This is a genomic window from Amycolatopsis echigonensis (assembly GCF_014174495.1).
GTDB classification, from domain to species: Bacteria; Actinomycetota; Actinomycetes; order Mycobacteriales; family Pseudonocardiaceae; genus Amycolatopsis; species Amycolatopsis echigonensis.
Map to the genome: position 1 here is coordinate 114281 of NZ_JACJHR010000018.1, position 14635 is coordinate 128915.

Sequence of the window (14635 nt, forward strand, 5' to 3'; positions counted from 1 at the left end):
ACAGATGACACCGGGAATGAAGATCGCGACCGCCGTGGTCGGCGGTTACGTGCTCGGGAGACGGAAGAAAGCCAAACTGGCCATCACCATGGGTGCGTGGCTCATCGGGAAGAAGCTGAACCTGGACCCGAAGAAGTTGCTGTCGGACGTGACGCACGAACTGGCTTCGTCGCCCGAACTGGCCGGGGTCCGCGATCAGGTGCGGGACGAGGTGCTGGGCGCGGGCAAGACCCTGGCCGCGGACATCCTGACGCATCAGGCGGGACGGCTGGCCGGTTCGCTGCAGGAGCGCACCGACACTCTGCGGGACAAGGCCGCTGGTCTTCCGGCGGCGCTCACCGGCCGGGACGAAGACTCTGACGACTCGGACGAGCCCGAGGACGTGGACGAGAGCGACGACAACGAGGACGGCGGTGCGGAAGAAAGCGAATCCCGGCCCCGTGCCCGCAAACGTCCGGCGAAACCGCGCAGCGCGGCGCAAAAGGAAAGCAAGCCCGCGCGCAAGACGTCCGGTGGTTCGTCGAGTTCGACCTCTCGGAAACGGGCTTCCTCGGGAGGCCGTACGCAGAAGCGTTCCTCGGGTGCTTCGGGGGTGAACCGTGGCTGAATCCCGTTCTGACAACGACGAACTCGGTCCCTTGGCGAAGCTTCGGGAACTGGCCTCGCGCAATCCCGCGACAGAGCAGCTGCTGCACGCCGGCGAGGAGTACGCGCAAGCGAAAGCCGAACACGTGATGTCCTCGGCGGGCAGCAAACTCGGGGAGGCGTCCCGGCGGCTGGCCGACGCGGGCGGCAGCGGCTCGGTGAAGGGATTGTTCAGCACCGGCGAAAAACTCGCCGAAGGGAAGTCGCCGGTCAAATCGGTGGTCGAGGCCGGCGGCAAAGCGCTCAAGAACTCGGTTTCAGGTCTGTTCGGCAAGCGCGGCAAGGGTTCCGGCGGCAAGAAGATCATCAACATCGTCGAGGACATCGACGTCGGTGTGCCGGTTCGCGAGGCCTATGACCAGTGGACCGAATTCCAGAAGTTCAGCAGTTTCGCCAAGGGCGTCACGAGCGCCGAGCAGACCGACGAGACCACTTCGCAGTGGCGGTTCAAGGTCTTCTGGTCGAACCGCTCGATGAAGGCCACGGTCACCGAACAGATTCCGGACGAACGGATCGCGTGGACCACCGAGGGGGCCAAGGGCACCATCAAAGGCGTGGTCACCTTCCACGAGCTCGCTCCGAGCCTGACGAAGGTGCTGCTGGTCATCGAGTACTACCCGTCCGGGCTGTTCGAGAAGACCGGCAACATCTGGCGGGCCCAGGGCCGCCGGGCGCGGCTGGACCTCAAGCATTTCCGCCGGTTCATCATGATGGCCGGGGAGGCCTCGGGCGACGGCTGGCGCGGCGAGATCCGCGACGGCGAGGTCGTGCGCACCCCGGAACAGGTGCGCGAAGACGAAGAGGGCGGGGAGGAACGGCGCGAGGAAGACACCGACACCGACGAGTCCGACGAGCCCGAGGACGAGGATTTCCCCGAGGAAGACGAGGACGAAGAGGACTTCGACGAGGACGAAGACGAGGAAGACGAAGAGGAAGACGACGAACCTGAGGACGAACGTCCCCGGGGCCGCCGGGCCGTTTCGGCGCGGTGACGAGGAGGCAGCAGATGAGCGAGTCCAGCCTGACCGCCGGAAGACCGCTCGGCGTGTCCCGCCCGGCGGGTTCCGGCGGCGGTGCGAACCTCGCCGACATCCTGGAACGGGTGCTGGACAAGGGCATCGTGATCGCCGGGGACATCCAGGTCAACCTGCTCGACATCGAGCTGCTGACCATCAAGGTCCGATTGCTGGTCGCGTCGGTCGAACGGGCCAAGGAAATGGGCATCGACTGGTGGGAGCACGATCCGTCGCTGACGTCGGACTCGCGGCGCCAGGATCTGCTGGAGGAGAACGAACGACTGCGCGCGCAACTCGAACTCGCGCGGGGAGAGCGAGCGGAACAGTGAGCTGGTATTGCTACGCGGTCGCCGAATCCGCGGCGGAAAACCCGGCCGCGGGCATTTCCGGGCTCCGTGACCGCCCGGTCTCCGCGGTGTCCGGGGCTGGGCTGACCGCGCTGGTCAGTCCGGTCCCGGACGAGGAGTTCGGCGAGGCCGCGCTGCGGGAAAACCTGGAAAACCTTCCCTGGCTGGAGGAAATCGCCCGCGCGCACAACGCCGTGGTGGACGAGGCGAGCCGCCGGACGGGAGTGTTGCCGTTGCGGATGGCGACGATCTACCGGGACGAGCATCGGGTACGGGAAATGCTCGATGACCATGCGGCGCAATTTTCGGAGGCCTTGCGCCGGGTCCGGGATCACGCCGAATGGGGTGTCAAAGTCTTCGCCTCGCTCGGCGGTTCCCCCGCACCGGAGACGCCTGCCGAAGCACCCGCCGACGGACGTTCCTACTTGCGGCAACGGCTCCGGCAACGCCAGACGAGGGACGCTCGGACGAACGAAGCGGTCGGGGTCGCCGAGCGAATCGAGCGAGAACTCGCGGAGTTGTCCGCGGATGTCCACCGGCACCGAAACCAGGACCCGGCCCTGACCGGCCGCGCCGACAGCAACATCCTCAACCTGGCCTGTTTGGTGCCCGACACCGGCCGGGAGCGCTTTTTGGCCGAGCTCGCGCGCCTGCGGCAATCGGGCGTGGCCGGAATCGAGGTCGAGGTCACCGGTCCGTGGGCCCCGTACTCCTTCGCGGGGATCTCGTGACTGCCGCGGTGGAGCACACCGACCGGCTCGCCCTGGTCGACCTGCTGGACCGGCTGCTCGCCGGTGGCGTGGTGCTCACCGGAGACCTGGTGCTGTCGGTCGCCGAGGTCGACCTGGTGCACATTTCCCTGCGTGCGCTGATCACCTCGGTCCGCGAAGACCGCCCGGTGCCCTGGTGAAAGGAGCGACGATGCACGAGGCCGAACGCCTCCTCGGAGCGTTGCCCGCCCGCCTGGAGACAGACGCGGACTCGGTGGAACGCGACCTGATGAAGCTGGTCCTGACCATCATCGAACTGCTCCGGCAGCTGATGGAACGCCAGGCCTTGCGTCGCGTCGAGGAAGGCGGGCTGACCGAGGAGCAGGAGGAACGTCTCGGGCTCACCCTGATGCTGCTCGAAGAACGACTGGCCGAACTTCGCGACCGGTACGACCTTTCCGCCGCGGATTTGAACCTCGACCTCGGTCCCTTGGGGACGCTGTTGTGACCAGCGAAGGAAAGGACGAGCTGTTCGCCGCCGGATCGGCACCCGCCTCGTGACCAGGCGGAAGTTTGGGGCCGGGACGAGCGGGTATGGCGGCCGTATGGGACCGGGCGAGACGGAAACGAGGGCGAGGCCGGACACCGCCGGTGCGGCCCGGACGATCGCGCTGCGGGTCGACGGGACCGAACACCGGCTGACCGTGGATCCGCGCCGCACCCTGCTGGACCTGCTGCGGGAGCAGCTCGGCGAGTACAGCGCCAAGAAGGGCTGCGACCACGGCCAGTGCGGGGCGTGCACAGTCCTGCTCGACGGTCGCAGAGTGCTGTCCTGCCTGACGCTCGCGCTGTCCTGCGACGGAACCGAAGTGACTACAGCCGCCGGTCTGGCGGAGGACGGCGAGCTGCATTCGCTGCAGCGATCCTTTGTGGAGCACGACGCGTTTCAATGCGGCTATTGCACGCCGGGCCAGGTCTGTTCGGCGGCCGGGTTGCTGGCCGAGTTCGGCGACGGCGCGCCCAGCCACGTCACCAAGCCCGTCACCGAATCTCCGAAGTGGACTGACGGGGAGATTTCCGAGCGGATGAGCGGGAACCTCTGCCGTTGCGGCGCCTACGCGGGGATCGTCGCGGCGGTCCGCGAGGCGGGAGAACAGCGATGAAGCCGTTCGCGTACGGCAAACCGGGGACGACGGCGGAAGCGGTGCGGGCCGTGGCGGCCGAGCCGTCCGCGATGTTCCTCGCCGGCGGCACCAACCTTGTCGATCACCTCAAGCTGGGCGTGGCACGGCCGGATCGTCTTGTCGACGTGACCGGCTTGCTGTCGGCCGAGATCCGTGAGGACGACGGCGGACTGGTGATCGGCGCGGGAGTCCGCAACAGCGACCTCGCAGCCGACCAGCGGGTCCGGGAGCGGTATCCGGTACTGGCCGAAGCGCTGCTGTCCGGGGCGTCGCCGCAGCTGCGGAACATGGCCACCGTCGGCGGAAACCCGTTGCAGCGCACCCGATGCGTCTACTTCCAGGACGTCACGACGCCGTGCAACAAGCGTTCGCCCGGGTCCGGCTGCTCTGCCCTCGGCGGCTACACGCGGCATCACGCGATCCTCGGCGCGTCCGACCAGTGCGTCGCGACACATCCCTCGGACATGGCGGTGGCCATGGCGGCGCTTGACGCGCGCGTCCACGTGCTCGGCCCGGCTGGCGAACGGGTGCTCCCCTTCCCGGAACTGCACCGGCTTCCGGGCGAGCACCCGGAGCGCGACACCGTACTCGAGCACGGCGAACTGATCACCGACATCACGCTGCCCGCTACGTCCTGGTCGCGCCGATCGACCTACCGGAAGGTGCGCGACCGGGCCTCCTATGCCTTCGCGCTCGTCTCTGTCGCAGTTGGACTGTCCATTTCAGACGGTGTGATCGAGGACGTCCGGGTCGCCTTCGGCGGAGTGGCACACAAACCCTGGCGCGCCCAGCGTGCCGAGCAGGTCCTCCGCGGTGCGCGGCCCAGTAACGACGTCTGTCGCGCGGCCGCCGACGCGGAACTCGCGGACGCCAGGCCGTTGGACGGTCTCGGCGGAGGGAACGCGTTCAAGATCCCGCTCGCCGCGCGCACCCTGGCCGCCGTGCTGCGCGACTTGACCGCCGAGGAGCGCGACCGATGACCGAACTGCTGGAACCGCGAGCGATCGGACGCGGGTTCACCCGCCGCGACGGCCCGGCGAAGGTCACCGGCACCGCGCCGTACGCCTACGAACACCCCGCCGAAGCACCGCTGTACTGCTATCCGATTCAGGCGGCCATCGCTCGCGGTCGCTGTGTGCGGATCAGCGCTGTCGAAGCCGAATCCCTCGACGGCGTCCGGGAATTGATCACTCCCTTCACCGCGGAACGGCTCGCCGACACCGACGACGCGGAACTCGCGGTGCTGCAGGACTGCGAAATACCGTTTCGCGGCAGGGTCATCGGGCTCGTCCTGGCCGAAACTTCCGAGACCGCGCGGCACGCGGCGGAACTCGTCGACGTCCAGTACGAGACCGATCCCTTCGACACCCGGCTCAGGGCCGACGATCCTGACCTGTACCAGCCGGACAAGGTGAACCCGAGCTTCCCGACCGACACCAGCGAGGGCGATTTCGACACCGCGTTCAGCGGGGCCGCTGTGGCAGTGGACCAGACCTACCGCACGTCGATGTACCACAACAACCCGCTTGAGCCGCATACGACGACGGCCTTGTGGGAGGACGGCATGCTGACGCTGTGGGATTCGACCCAGAGTGTGCACTCGGTGCGGTCCACCGTGGCGAAAGTGTTCGGCCTGCCTGCCGAGCGGGTCCGGGTGATCTGTCCCTACCTCGGCGGGGGCTTCGGCTCGAAGGGCATGCCGCATGCCAACGTCGTGCTCGCCGCGCTGGCCGCCCGGACCGTGCCGGGCCGTCCGGTGAAGCTCGCGCTGACCCGGCAGCAGATGTTCAGCCTCGCCGGGTACCGGACGCCGACGATCCAGCGGGTCCGCCTCGGCGCAGACCCCGACGGGCGGCTGGACTCGATCGGCATGGACGTCGTCGAGCAGACCTCGCGGATCAAGGAGTTCGCGGAGCAGACCGCGGCGCCAGCCCGGATGATGTACGCCGCGAGGAACCGATCCACCAGTCACCGGCTCGCCCGTCTGGACGTGCCGGTGCCGTCGTGGATGCGCGCGCCGGGGGAGTGCCCGGGCATGTTCGGCCCGGAAGTGGCGATGGACGAACTCGCCGAGGCGCTCGGCGTCGATCCGGTCGACCTGCGCGTGCGCAACGAACCGGAGCGGGATCCCGAGTCCGGCCGCCCGTTCTCCAGCCGGCACCTGGTCGAATGCCTGCGCACCGGAGCCGAACGCTTCGGCTGGGACCAGCGAGACCCGCGGCCGGGCGTCCGCCGCGACGGCCCGTGGCTGGTCGGCAGCGGCGTCGCGGCCTCGGTGTACCCGGCGAAGCGGATGCCGGGGTCGAGCGCGGTGGTCCGGTACGAAAAGGGCCGCTACGCCGTCGAAATCGGCGCGGCCGACCTGGGGACGGGCGCGTGGACGATCCTGCCGCAGATCGCGGCGGACGCACTGGACGTGCCGGCCGATTCCGTCGACGTCCGGATCGGCGACACCGCTTTCCCGAAAGCCACGGTGGCCGGCGGTTCGACCGGAACCGCGTCGTGGGGCTCGGCCGTGGTCGCGGCCGCGCGGGCCTTCCGGGACAAGTACGGCGCCGACCCCGGCGACGGCGACGAGGCACAGGCCGAAACCCCGGAAAACCCGGACGAGAAGGACTACGCCACGTATGGGTTCGGGGCGCAGTTCGCCGAGGTGCGGGTCGACGCCGACACGGGCGAAGTCCGGGTGTCGCGGCTGCACGGCACGTTCGCCGTCGGGCGGATCGTCAACCCGGTGACCGCGCGTTCGCAGCTGCTCGGCGGCATGACCATGGGCCTGTCGATGGCGTTGCACGAGAACAGCGTCCTCGACCCGCGGTTCGGGCACGTCGTCAACCACGACCTCGCCGAGTACCACATCGCGACCAACGCCGACGTCGAAGACCTGCGCGCGGACTGGCTCGACGAGACCGATCCGCACCTCAATCCCATGGGCAGCAAGGGAATCGGCGAGATCGGCATCGTCGGAACGGCGGCGGCTGTCGCGAACGCGGTCCACCACGCGACCGGAGTCCGGGTGCGAGACCTGCCGATCACGCTCGACAAGCTGCTGCCGGGCTTGCCCGGTGTGCGGCGGTAAAACGCGCCCCGGGCAGGTTTCGCGGCGCGGGTATTGGCGGTTGATGCGGGGGCCCGTTGCTGCTTGCGTCGATGACGTCGCGTAGTTCGCTGAGCAGCGTGTCCCGACAAGCTGTCGCCGGGCCCGCCCGATGCGCGGCGGTAAGACGGCCCCGGGCAGGCTTCACGGCGGGTAGTGGCGGCTAGTGCAGAGGCCCGCTGCTGCCCGCGTCGATGAGGTCGCGCAGTTCGCCCGGCAGCGTGTCCCGGACCTTGTCCAGCGTGCCGTGGGTCGCTTCGCCGACGACTTCGAGCACCGCCCGCGATCCGTACACCGCGTCCGGCTCGGTCATCCGCCCCCGATAGGCGACTCGTCCGGCGAATTCGTTCAGCCCGAACCGTTCCCCGGTCCCGGCGCCGCCCATGGTGATCGTGCGCCGCAGATGCTCGGCGATCTCCAGCGGCAGCTGCGAGGCGAGATGCTCTGCCGTCTGCTCGGGGATCCGTTCGCCCAGCGTCTCCAGCACCGACCGCGTCACCCGCTCGGCGTCGCCGCGGCTCGGCAGGTGCGCGCGGTCCTGGACTTTGCCGATCAGCTCGTCGTGCTGCATGAGCTCCTTCCTTCCGTCTGTGGCGACCACGCCGTCACAGAGCGAAGGCGTGGTCGCCGCCGTCCGGGAGATGCCGCTCGAACCACCCGGCGGCGGCCTCGGCGACCTGCTCCAGCGCGCCGGGCTCCTCGAACAGGTGCCCGGCTCCCGGCACGACCACCAGTTCGCGGTCGCCGGGCAGCTGCCCCGCGGCGGCCTTGTTCAGCCTGCGCACGGTGTCGTCGTTCCCTCCGACGATCAGCAGCACCGGGCAGCGCACCTCCGCCAGGGCGTCCTCGGCCAGATCCGGCCTGCCGCCGCGGGAAACGACTGCCCGCACGACGTCCGGCCGGGCCGCCGCCGCACTCAGCGCCGCGGCGGCTCCGGTGCTGGCTCCGAACAGCCCCACGGGCAGCCCGGTCACCCCGGGATGGCGGCCGAGGTCGTCCAGCGCGCGCAGCAACCGGTCCCGCAGCAGCCCGATGTCGAACCGGGACTGGTCGTTGTCCTCGTCTGCGCTCAGCAGGTCGAACAGCAGTGTCGCGAAGCGGTGGTCCTGCAGGGCCCGGGCGACCGCCTGGTTGCGCGGGCTGTGCCGCGAGCTGCCCGAACCGTGCGCGAAAACCACCACTCCGATTGCATCGGCCGGCACCGTCAAATCACCCTCGGCCGTCGACGTCCCGGTGCCGACCGCGAACGGTTCCGTCATGGCTTCCTCCTGGCCTCTGTCGCATTCGGATATCCCCGCGAGGCGGCCGCCAAACGGGCGGCGGGGTGAGCGTGGGCCGATGCTGATCGAACATCGAGGGCAGCGGCCCGTGGTACCCGAATCGGCGTACGTCGCACCGTCCGCGGTGCTGTGCGGGGCAGTCGTCCTCGGCGAACGAGCCCGGGTCCTGCACGGGGCGGTGCTCACCGCGGAAGACGGGGAAATCCGGACCGGCTCGGACGTCGTGCTCATGGAACACGCACTGGTCCGAGGCCGGACGGCGCATCCCGTGACGCTCGGCGACGCGGTCCTGATCGGGCCGCACGCGCACGTCAACGGAGCCGTGGTCGAGGACGAGGTTTTCGTGGCGACCGGTGCCTCGCTGTTCCCAGGTGCGGTCGCCGGCACCGGGGCGGAGTTGCGGATCAACAGCGTGCTGCACGTCAATTCCCGCCTCGAACCCGGCGCGGTGCTCCCCATCGGCTGGATCGCCGCGGGCAACCCGGCCGAGCTCTTCTCCCCGGACCGGCACGACGAGTTGTGGGAGGTCCAGCGCACCCTGGACTTCCCGGGCACCGTGTACGGGATGCCGAGGGGCGCCTCGATGCGCGAACTCATGCTCCGGCAGGCGGAGTTCTACGGTTCCCATAGGGACGATCGGGTTCTTGACGAATGACCGGGGCCGATTGCCGGAAGTTGTGCCGCACCGGTTCACTGGGGCCGTGGACATCTTCTGGTGGGCGATAGTCATCATCGCCGTTCTCTCCGTGCTTGCGCTCGGCGCTGGGCTGGCTGTCATCGTCCCGGTGAGAAACGCGTTGCGCAGAAGGCAACAGCGGCTCGGTTATTACGCCGATCCTTTCGGAGCGCGCACCCCGCCGCAGCATCGCCCGCCTGGCCCGCACCCACCGCCAGGCGGACCGGGAGACGGCAGTAAAACAGCTACCACGCCTCGAGAAACGCCCTCCCCAGCGGCATAGCACGAACGATGCGGCCCGGGAAGCGCCGTCCGCCGACCAGCGCGGACGGCGGACGGCGGGCGCGGCCACCGCTTCGCCCGCGCTGAACGGGCCCCGGACCGCAGCCGCACGCCGGGGAGATGTACGCGCTGACCGGGCTGGCCCTCGGAGCCCGGCGCGAGGGCGACCTCGAGCTCGCCGAGAAGCATTTGCATACGCTGCTCGAGTGGAACAAGCAGGTCGATTTCGAGCCGGGAAACACGTTGATTCTCGCGGAACTCGGTTTTGCTGCCGAATTGCGCGGTGACGCGGAGACCGCGTTGCGGCAGCAGGAAGGGTACGAGATAGCTCGCCGGACGGAGGATCCACGAGCGATTGCCTTGGCGCTGGAGGGGTTGGCAGGGCGCACGCACTGGCCGGCGCGCCTCGCGAGACCGCGCGGTTGCTGGGCGCGGCTGCTGCGTCCCGGGCCGTGAAGGGCTCCTTGAAGGAATCTGATTCCCGCGAGGAGTCCTTCACGGACCCTGCCCGCGGCCTCGCCTCAGAAGACCGGCCGCCGGTTCCCGTGCCCGGTCGCCTGCTCGAAAGCGTGCGCGGCCCGCAACAGCCCCAGCTCGCCCCGCAGCGGCGCGATGATCTGCAGCCCCACCGGACGTCCGTCCTCGGTAAACCCCGCGGGCACCGACAGCGCCGGGCACCCGGTCGCCGAGATCGAGTACGCCGACCGCATCCACTCCAGGTAGTCGTGCATCGGCTGCCCGGCAACGGTTTCCGGGTACTCCCACTCCACCGGGAACGGCGGCACCTGGCTCACCGGCGCGAGCAGCAGGTCGTACTGGGTGAAGAACTCCCGCATCCCGGTGATGAGCTGCAGCTGGCGTGTCTGCGCGCTCGCGAGGTCGGCACCGGAAAGCGTGGCGCCGAAAGCGATGTTGTCGGCGAGCGTTTGCTTCATCTGGTCCGGATGCTCCTCGAGCAGACTGCTGAACCCGGCGTGGAAAAGCCATCCGCGCAGGGTTCGGAACACCTCGTCGGCCGAGGCGAGATCCGGGCAGGCAGGTTCGACGCGGCAGCCGAGCTCGGCGAACACCTTCACCGCCGGTTCCAGCACCGCGGTGACCGCGGGGTCGACCGGCAGGCCGCCCAGATCCGGCGACCACGCGACACGCAGTCCGGTCAGGTCGGCGTCGAGCGATCCGGCGAATGGCGCGGAGGGCAGGTCGAGCGCGATCGGGTTGCGCTCGTCGTACCCGGCGATCACGGAGAGCAGCAGCGCGACGTCGGCGACCGTCCGGCCCATCGGACCCTGCACGCCCAGCGCCTCCCACGGCAGCGTCGCGGGCCAGGTCGGCACGCGGCCGGGCGACGGACGCAGCCCGACGACGTTGCAGAACGACGCCGGATTGCGCAGCGAGCCGCCCATGTCGCTGCCCTCGGCGAGCGGGTGCAGGCCCGCGGCCAGCGCGGCCGCCGCGCCCCCGCTGCTGCCGCCCGCGGACAGATCCCGCCGGTACGGGTTGCGCGTGGCCCCGAAGACCGGGTTCATAGTGTGCGAACCGGCCCCGAACTCCGGCACGTTCGTCTTGCCGAGCGTGATCGCGCCCGCGTTCCGGATCCGCTCGACGACGAGGGTGTCGCTGTCGGGCACGTGGTCGGCGAAAATGGGGGAGCCGTAGGTGGTGCGGACCCCGGCGACGTCGTGCGTGTCCTTGTGCGCCACCGGAATGCCGTGCAGCGGACCGACCTCCTCGCCGTGCGCGAGCCGTTCGTCGGCGGCCGCGGCCTCGCTCAGCGCGCGCTCGGCGGTGAGGGTGACGATCGCGTTGATCTGGGGGTTGACCTGCTCGATCCGGTCGAGATGGGCCTGGGTCACCTCGCGGGCGGACACCTCGCGGGCGTGCAGCCGCCGGGCCAGCTCGCGGGCGGGCAGGTAGCAGATCTCTTCAGCGCTCACTGGCTTCCCTTCTCGACGGCGGCGTCCGTGCGAAGCCTCTCTCGTCGTGCCGGGGTTGGACAAGACCTGCTCGACAAATGACGGAATCAGCCACAGTATTGGCTGATGACCGCACAGCTGGACCCGCTCGACCGCCGGATCGCCGGCGCGCTGCAAGTCGACGGCCGGGCGTCCTGGCGGCGGATCGCCGAGGTGCTGGGCGCGCCGGAACGCACTGTGGCCCGCCGCGGGACGCATCTGCTGAGCACCGGCGTCGTGACGGTTGTCGCCGTTTCCCCGCACGGCGTCCCGCTGCTGGTGCGCGGACGCTGCCGGGCCGGGCTCGGCCGTCCCGCGGGCACCGCCCTCGCCGGACGGCCGGAGACGAGCTTCTGCTACCTCATCACCGGACAGGGCGAACTGGTCGCCGAGGTCTTCTGCGACCGCAACCGGCTGCCGACCTTCCTGTTCGACGAGATGGCGGCAATCCCCGGCCTGCACGATCTGACGGCCGATACCGTCACGCGGTACTACCGCACCATCCACGAATGGCAGCCCGGCCTGCTCAGCCCGGCCGAGACGGAGGCGATCTGCTCGTTGCCGCAGCCGACTCCGCAACCCCGGCAGCCCGACGGCGTCGCCTTCAGCAGCGACGAACGCGCCATCGTGCGTGCGCTGCGCGAGGACGGCCGGCGGACCCACGAGGAACTCGCCCGCGCCGCCAGGATTTCGGAATCGACCGTCCGCCGTCGGCTGGAAGCGTTGCGGCGGGAGGAAAAGGTGTTCATCCGGGCGGTGGTGGAACCGGCCGTGCTCGGGCTGCCGGTCGAGGCGCTGCTGTGGATCCGGTGCCGCCCGCACGACGTCGACGACATCGGGCGCGCCCTGCTGGGCTCGCCGTATGTGCGGTACGCGGCGGCGATGACGGGCGAGTATCAGCTGCTCGCTGACGTGACCTTGCCCGACATCGCCGCGTTGCACGAGTTCGTCGGCAGCTCCGGCTGGTCCCGGCAGGCGGATTCGGTGCATACCGGGGTGGTGCTCAAAGCGTTGAAGCGCAGCAGCGTCCTCGCGCCCGAGCTGCGCTCCTGACGGTCAGACCCGCTCCTCCAACCCGTTCAGCACCGACGGCAACGCGCCGCGGTGCAGCACGCCGAGCCGTTGCGTCGCCCGGGTCAGCGCGACGTACAGCTCAGCCGCGCCGCGCGGACCGTCCGCGAGGATCCGGTCCGGGTCCACGAGGAGCACGGCGTCGTACTCCAGCCCCTTCGTCTCCGAGGCGGGCACCGCGCCCGGCACATCCGGCGGCCCGATCACGACGCTGGTTCCTTCGCGCGCTGCCTCGTCGCGGACGAATTCTTCGACCGCCGCGGGCAATTCATCCTCGGCGACCTTCCGCGACCACGGCCGGACACCGCACGCGCGCACCGATTCCGGCGGCTCCACCCCCGGTGCGAACTCGGCCAGCACCGCGGCCGCGACGGCCATGATTTCCGCCGGGGTGCGGTAGTTGACAGTGAGCGAACGGTAGGCCCAACGGCCCGGGACGTACGGATCCAGCATCGTGCCCCAGTCCGTCGCGCCCGCCGCCGACCGGCGCTGCGCCAGGTCGCCGACCACGGTGAACGACCGGCTCGGGCACCGCCGCATCAGCACCCGCCAGTCCATTTCGGACAGTTCCTGGGCCTCGTCGACCACGACGTGCCGGTACGTCCAGTCCCGGTCGGCCGCGGCGCGTTCGGCGAGGTCGCGGGTGTCGTGCTCGACGAACCGGTCAGCCAGATCGGTGTCGTAGAGCAGGTTCTCCGCGGACAGGCCGATGTCCTCGTCCATCTCCTCGCGGTCGAGCCGCATGATGTCGAGCACGCCGGCCGCGTACTCGGCCTCGGCCTCGCGTTCGGCCGCGTCCTCCCGCTGCTTCGCCCGGTCCGGGGCCTTGCCCAGGAGGTCGACCAGCTCGTCCAGCAGCGGGACGTCCGACACCGTCCAGGGAGCGCCCGGCTCGCGCAGCAGCGCCGGGCTGGCGCCGGCCGCGTTGAGCCGGGAGGGGGAGGAGTACAGCGTGGTCAGGAGGCTTTCCGGGGTCAGAATGGGCCAGAGGCTGTCGATCGCTTTGACGAAGGCCGGGTCGGCGAGGAGTTCCTTGACGAGCGTGGAGCGGAAGTCCTCCCATTCCTCCTTGTCGTCGCGAGTGAGCCAGCCGCGCCCGATGCGGGACAGGGCGCGTTCGGTGAGGACGTAGGTGACGATCTCGACGAACACCGCCCGCGCCTCGTTGTGCGGCCGCCCGCTCTGCCTCGCCTCGTCGCGGGCCCACTCGGCGGTCGCCGCGTCGATCCGGACCGTGGTGTCGCGGAGCTCGATCAGGATCGGTTCCTCGGGCAGCTCCTGCCGGTCCGCGACCGCCGCGTCGAGGACGTCGAGCATCCGCAGAGATCCCTTGAAGCGCGCGACTTCCGGCTCGTCCTCGGCGTGCGCGTGCAACCCCGGAAGCAGTCCGCCCGGGGTGGTGAACACCACGTCGGACTCGCCGAGCGACGGCAGCACGCGGCTGATGTGGTTCAGGAACGACGGATTCGGCCCGAGGACGAGCACGCCGTGGCGCTCCATCCGCTCGCGCTGCGTGTAGAGCAGATACGCGACGCGGTGGAGCGCCACGACGGTTTTCCCGGTTCCCGGCCCTCCCTCAATGACCAGGACACCCGGGTGGTCGAGCCGGATGATGCGGTCCTGCTCGGCCTGGATCGTCGCGACGATGTCCCGCATCCCCTCCCCGCGGGGCGCGTTGACCGCGGCGAGCAGCGCGGCGTCGGCGTCGGTCTTTTCGCCGCTGTCCGGCCGCCCGAAGACCTCGTCGGTGAACGAGGCGACCTGGCGTCCGCGCGTGTGGAACTGGCGTCGCCGCCGCATGTTCTCGGGGTTGGCGGCGGTAGCGGTGTAAAACGCGCTCGACGCCGGCGCGCGCCAATCGAGAAGAACGGGTTTGTACTCGTCGTCCTCGTCGAAAAGCCCGATCCGGCCGATGTAGGAATGGTCGCCTTCGAGCGGGTCGAGCCGCCCGAAACACAACCCGGAGTCGGCGACCGCCAACCGCCGCGTTTCGCGAGCGAGCGCGCGCACCTCGACGTCGCGCTCGCCCGGAGCCTCGTCGTTTCGTTTGAGGGCAGCGGTGTAACGCTCCTTGGCCCGCCCGCGCTCGTCGTCGAGCCGCCGGTACAGCCCGGCGACGTAGTCCTGTTCGGACCGCAGTTCTTCCTCGTACCCCTGAGTTGACAAGTGCCCCTCGCTGCTGTTATTCTGAAACCAGATTCGGCGCGAACTTCTGATTTCCTGGTGAAGACGCGTCGATTTTTTATTGTCCACCTTCTGTCAAGTGGCTGGGTGGATTGGCGTTTTCCGGCGGTTTTTCTCGCCTGGAGTCGTGACGGTCGGCGGGTTGTGCGGTCGGCGGGTTGTGCGGTCGGCGGGTTGTGCGGTCGGCGGGT

16 protein-coding genes are annotated in these 14635 nt (G+C 69.7%); 12 read left to right on the forward strand and 4 right to left on the reverse strand.

What is annotated here, in order from left to right; genetic code table 11:
- Nucleotides 1-4 precede the first annotated feature (4 nt).
- The 9 genes from H5411_RS15290 (at nt 5) to H5411_RS15330 (ending at nt 6981) form a co-directional block, all read left to right on the forward strand.
- Nucleotides 5-607, forward strand: coding sequence for a hypothetical protein (locus tag H5411_RS15290; RefSeq protein WP_183124170.1), 603 nt, complete (start codon nt 5-7; stop codon nt 605-607).
- Nucleotides 600-1637 carry an SRPBCC family protein gene (locus H5411_RS15295; RefSeq protein ID WP_183124171.1) on the forward strand — a complete coding sequence of 346 codons (1038 nt, stop codon included), beginning with the start codon at nt 600-602 and terminating at the stop codon, nt 1635-1637. Before H5411_RS15290 ends, H5411_RS15295 begins: the two co-directional genes overlap by 8 nt.
- Nucleotides 1638-1651: 14 nt before the next feature.
- Nucleotides 1652-1990 (forward strand): gas vesicle protein, encoded by a 339-nt coding sequence (locus H5411_RS15300; RefSeq protein ID WP_183124172.1) that lies wholly within the window; start codon nt 1652-1654, stop codon nt 1988-1990.
- Nucleotides 1987-2739: a GvpL/GvpF family gas vesicle protein gene (locus H5411_RS15305; RefSeq protein WP_183124173.1), complete on the forward strand. Its 753-nt coding sequence runs from the start codon at nt 1987-1989 to the stop codon at nt 2737-2739. Before H5411_RS15300 ends, H5411_RS15305 begins: the two co-directional genes overlap by 4 nt.
- Nucleotides 2706-2918 carry a gas vesicle protein gene (locus H5411_RS15310; protein ID WP_183124174.1) on the forward strand — a complete coding sequence of 71 codons (213 nt, stop codon included), beginning with the start codon at nt 2706-2708 and terminating at the stop codon, nt 2916-2918. Before H5411_RS15305 ends, H5411_RS15310 begins: the two co-directional genes overlap by 34 nt.
- Before the next feature lie 11 nt (nt 2919-2929).
- A complete protein-coding gene (locus H5411_RS15315; protein ID WP_183124175.1) occupies nt 2930-3226 on the forward strand; it encodes a gas vesicle protein K in 297 nt (98 codons plus the stop codon).
- Between the two features lie 97 nt (nt 3227-3323).
- A complete protein-coding gene (locus H5411_RS15320; RefSeq protein WP_183124176.1) occupies nt 3324-3881 on the forward strand; it encodes a (2Fe-2S)-binding protein in 558 nt (185 codons plus the stop codon).
- Nucleotides 3878-4882 carry an FAD binding domain-containing protein gene (locus H5411_RS15325; RefSeq protein ID WP_183124177.1) on the forward strand — a complete coding sequence of 335 codons (1005 nt, stop codon included), beginning with the start codon at nt 3878-3880 and terminating at the stop codon, nt 4880-4882. Before H5411_RS15320 ends, H5411_RS15325 begins: the two co-directional genes overlap by 4 nt.
- Entirely contained in the window at nt 4879-6981 is a 2103-nt protein-coding gene (locus H5411_RS15330; RefSeq protein WP_183124178.1) for a xanthine dehydrogenase family protein molybdopterin-binding subunit, read from the forward strand. Before H5411_RS15325 ends, H5411_RS15330 begins: the two co-directional genes overlap by 4 nt.
- A gap of 181 nt (nt 6982-7162) precedes the next feature.
- On the opposite strand, the gene H5411_RS15335 is transcribed toward H5411_RS15330, so the two are convergent.
- Both H5411_RS15335 and H5411_RS15340 read right to left on the reverse strand, forming a co-directional pair.
- On the reverse strand, nt 7163-7570 hold the full coding sequence (locus H5411_RS15335; RefSeq protein ID WP_101433855.1) for a DUF2267 domain-containing protein: 408 nt from the start codon (nt 7568-7570) through the stop codon (nt 7163-7165).
- A gap of 34 nt (nt 7571-7604) precedes the next feature.
- Nucleotides 7605-8258, reverse strand: a complete 654-nt coding sequence (locus tag H5411_RS15340; protein WP_183124179.1) for a dienelactone hydrolase family protein — start codon at nt 8256-8258, stop codon at nt 7605-7607.
- Nucleotides 8259-8337: 79 nt separating this feature from the next.
- Here H5411_RS15340 and H5411_RS15345 point away from each other — a divergent pair, with 79 nt between their 5' ends.
- Nucleotides 8338-8934 carry a gamma carbonic anhydrase family protein gene (locus H5411_RS15345; RefSeq protein ID WP_183124180.1) on the forward strand — a complete coding sequence of 199 codons (597 nt, stop codon included), beginning with the start codon at nt 8338-8340 and terminating at the stop codon, nt 8932-8934.
- A gap of 423 nt (nt 8935-9357) precedes the next feature.
- Nucleotides 9358-9693 (forward strand): hypothetical protein, encoded by a 336-nt coding sequence (locus H5411_RS15350; RefSeq protein ID WP_208637224.1) that lies wholly within the window; start codon nt 9358-9360, stop codon nt 9691-9693.
- A gap of 65 nt (nt 9694-9758) precedes the next feature.
- On the opposite strand, the gene H5411_RS15355 is transcribed toward H5411_RS15350, so the two are convergent.
- Complete coding sequence (locus H5411_RS15355; protein ID WP_183124181.1) at nt 9759-11171, reverse strand: amidase; 1413 nt, start codon at nt 11169-11171, stop codon at nt 9759-9761.
- Between the two features lie 105 nt (nt 11172-11276).
- On the opposite strand from H5411_RS15355, the gene H5411_RS15360 reads away from it, so the two are divergent.
- Nucleotides 11277-12242, forward strand: coding sequence for an Lrp/AsnC family transcriptional regulator (locus H5411_RS15360; protein WP_183124182.1), 966 nt, complete (start codon nt 11277-11279; stop codon nt 12240-12242).
- A gap of 3 nt (nt 12243-12245) precedes the next feature.
- Here H5411_RS15360 and helR read toward each other — a convergent pair whose 3' ends face one another.
- Nucleotides 12246-14426, reverse strand: a complete 2181-nt coding sequence (gene helR / locus H5411_RS15365; protein ID WP_183124183.1) for an RNA polymerase recycling motor ATPase HelR — start codon at nt 14424-14426, stop codon at nt 12246-12248.
- Nucleotides 14427-14635 lie beyond the last annotated feature (209 nt).

Coding starts and splice junctions, on each gene's coding strand:
- H5411_RS15290 (WP_183124170.1), top strand. CDS start 5: ATGACACCGGGAATGAAGATCGCGACCGCCGTGGTCGGCGGTTACGTG.
- H5411_RS15300 (WP_183124172.1), top strand. CDS start 1,652: ATGAGCGAGTCCAGCCTGACCGCCGGAAGACCGCTCGGCGTGTCCCGC.
- H5411_RS15315 (WP_183124175.1), top strand. CDS start 2,930: ATGCACGAGGCCGAACGCCTCCTCGGAGCGTTGCCCGCCCGCCTGGAG.
- H5411_RS15320 (WP_183124176.1), top strand. CDS start 3,324: ATGGGACCGGGCGAGACGGAAACGAGGGCGAGGCCGGACACCGCCGGT.
- H5411_RS15325 (WP_183124177.1), top strand. CDS start 3,878: ATGAAGCCGTTCGCGTACGGCAAACCGGGGACGACGGCGGAAGCGGTG.
- H5411_RS15330 (WP_183124178.1), top strand. CDS start 4,879: ATGACCGAACTGCTGGAACCGCGAGCGATCGGACGCGGGTTCACCCGC.
- H5411_RS15335 (WP_101433855.1), bottom strand. CDS start 7,570: ATGCAGCACGACGAGCTGATCGGCAAAGTCCAGGACCGCGCGCACCTG.
- H5411_RS15340 (WP_183124179.1), bottom strand. CDS start 8,258: ATGACGGAACCGTTCGCGGTCGGCACCGGGACGTCGACGGCCGAGGGT.
- H5411_RS15345 (WP_183124180.1), top strand. CDS start 8,338: ATGCTGATCGAACATCGAGGGCAGCGGCCCGTGGTACCCGAATCGGCG.
- H5411_RS15350 (WP_208637224.1), top strand. CDS start 9,358: ATGTACGCGCTGACCGGGCTGGCCCTCGGAGCCCGGCGCGAGGGCGAC.
- H5411_RS15360 (WP_183124182.1), top strand. CDS start 11,277: ATGACCGCACAGCTGGACCCGCTCGACCGCCGGATCGCCGGCGCGCTG.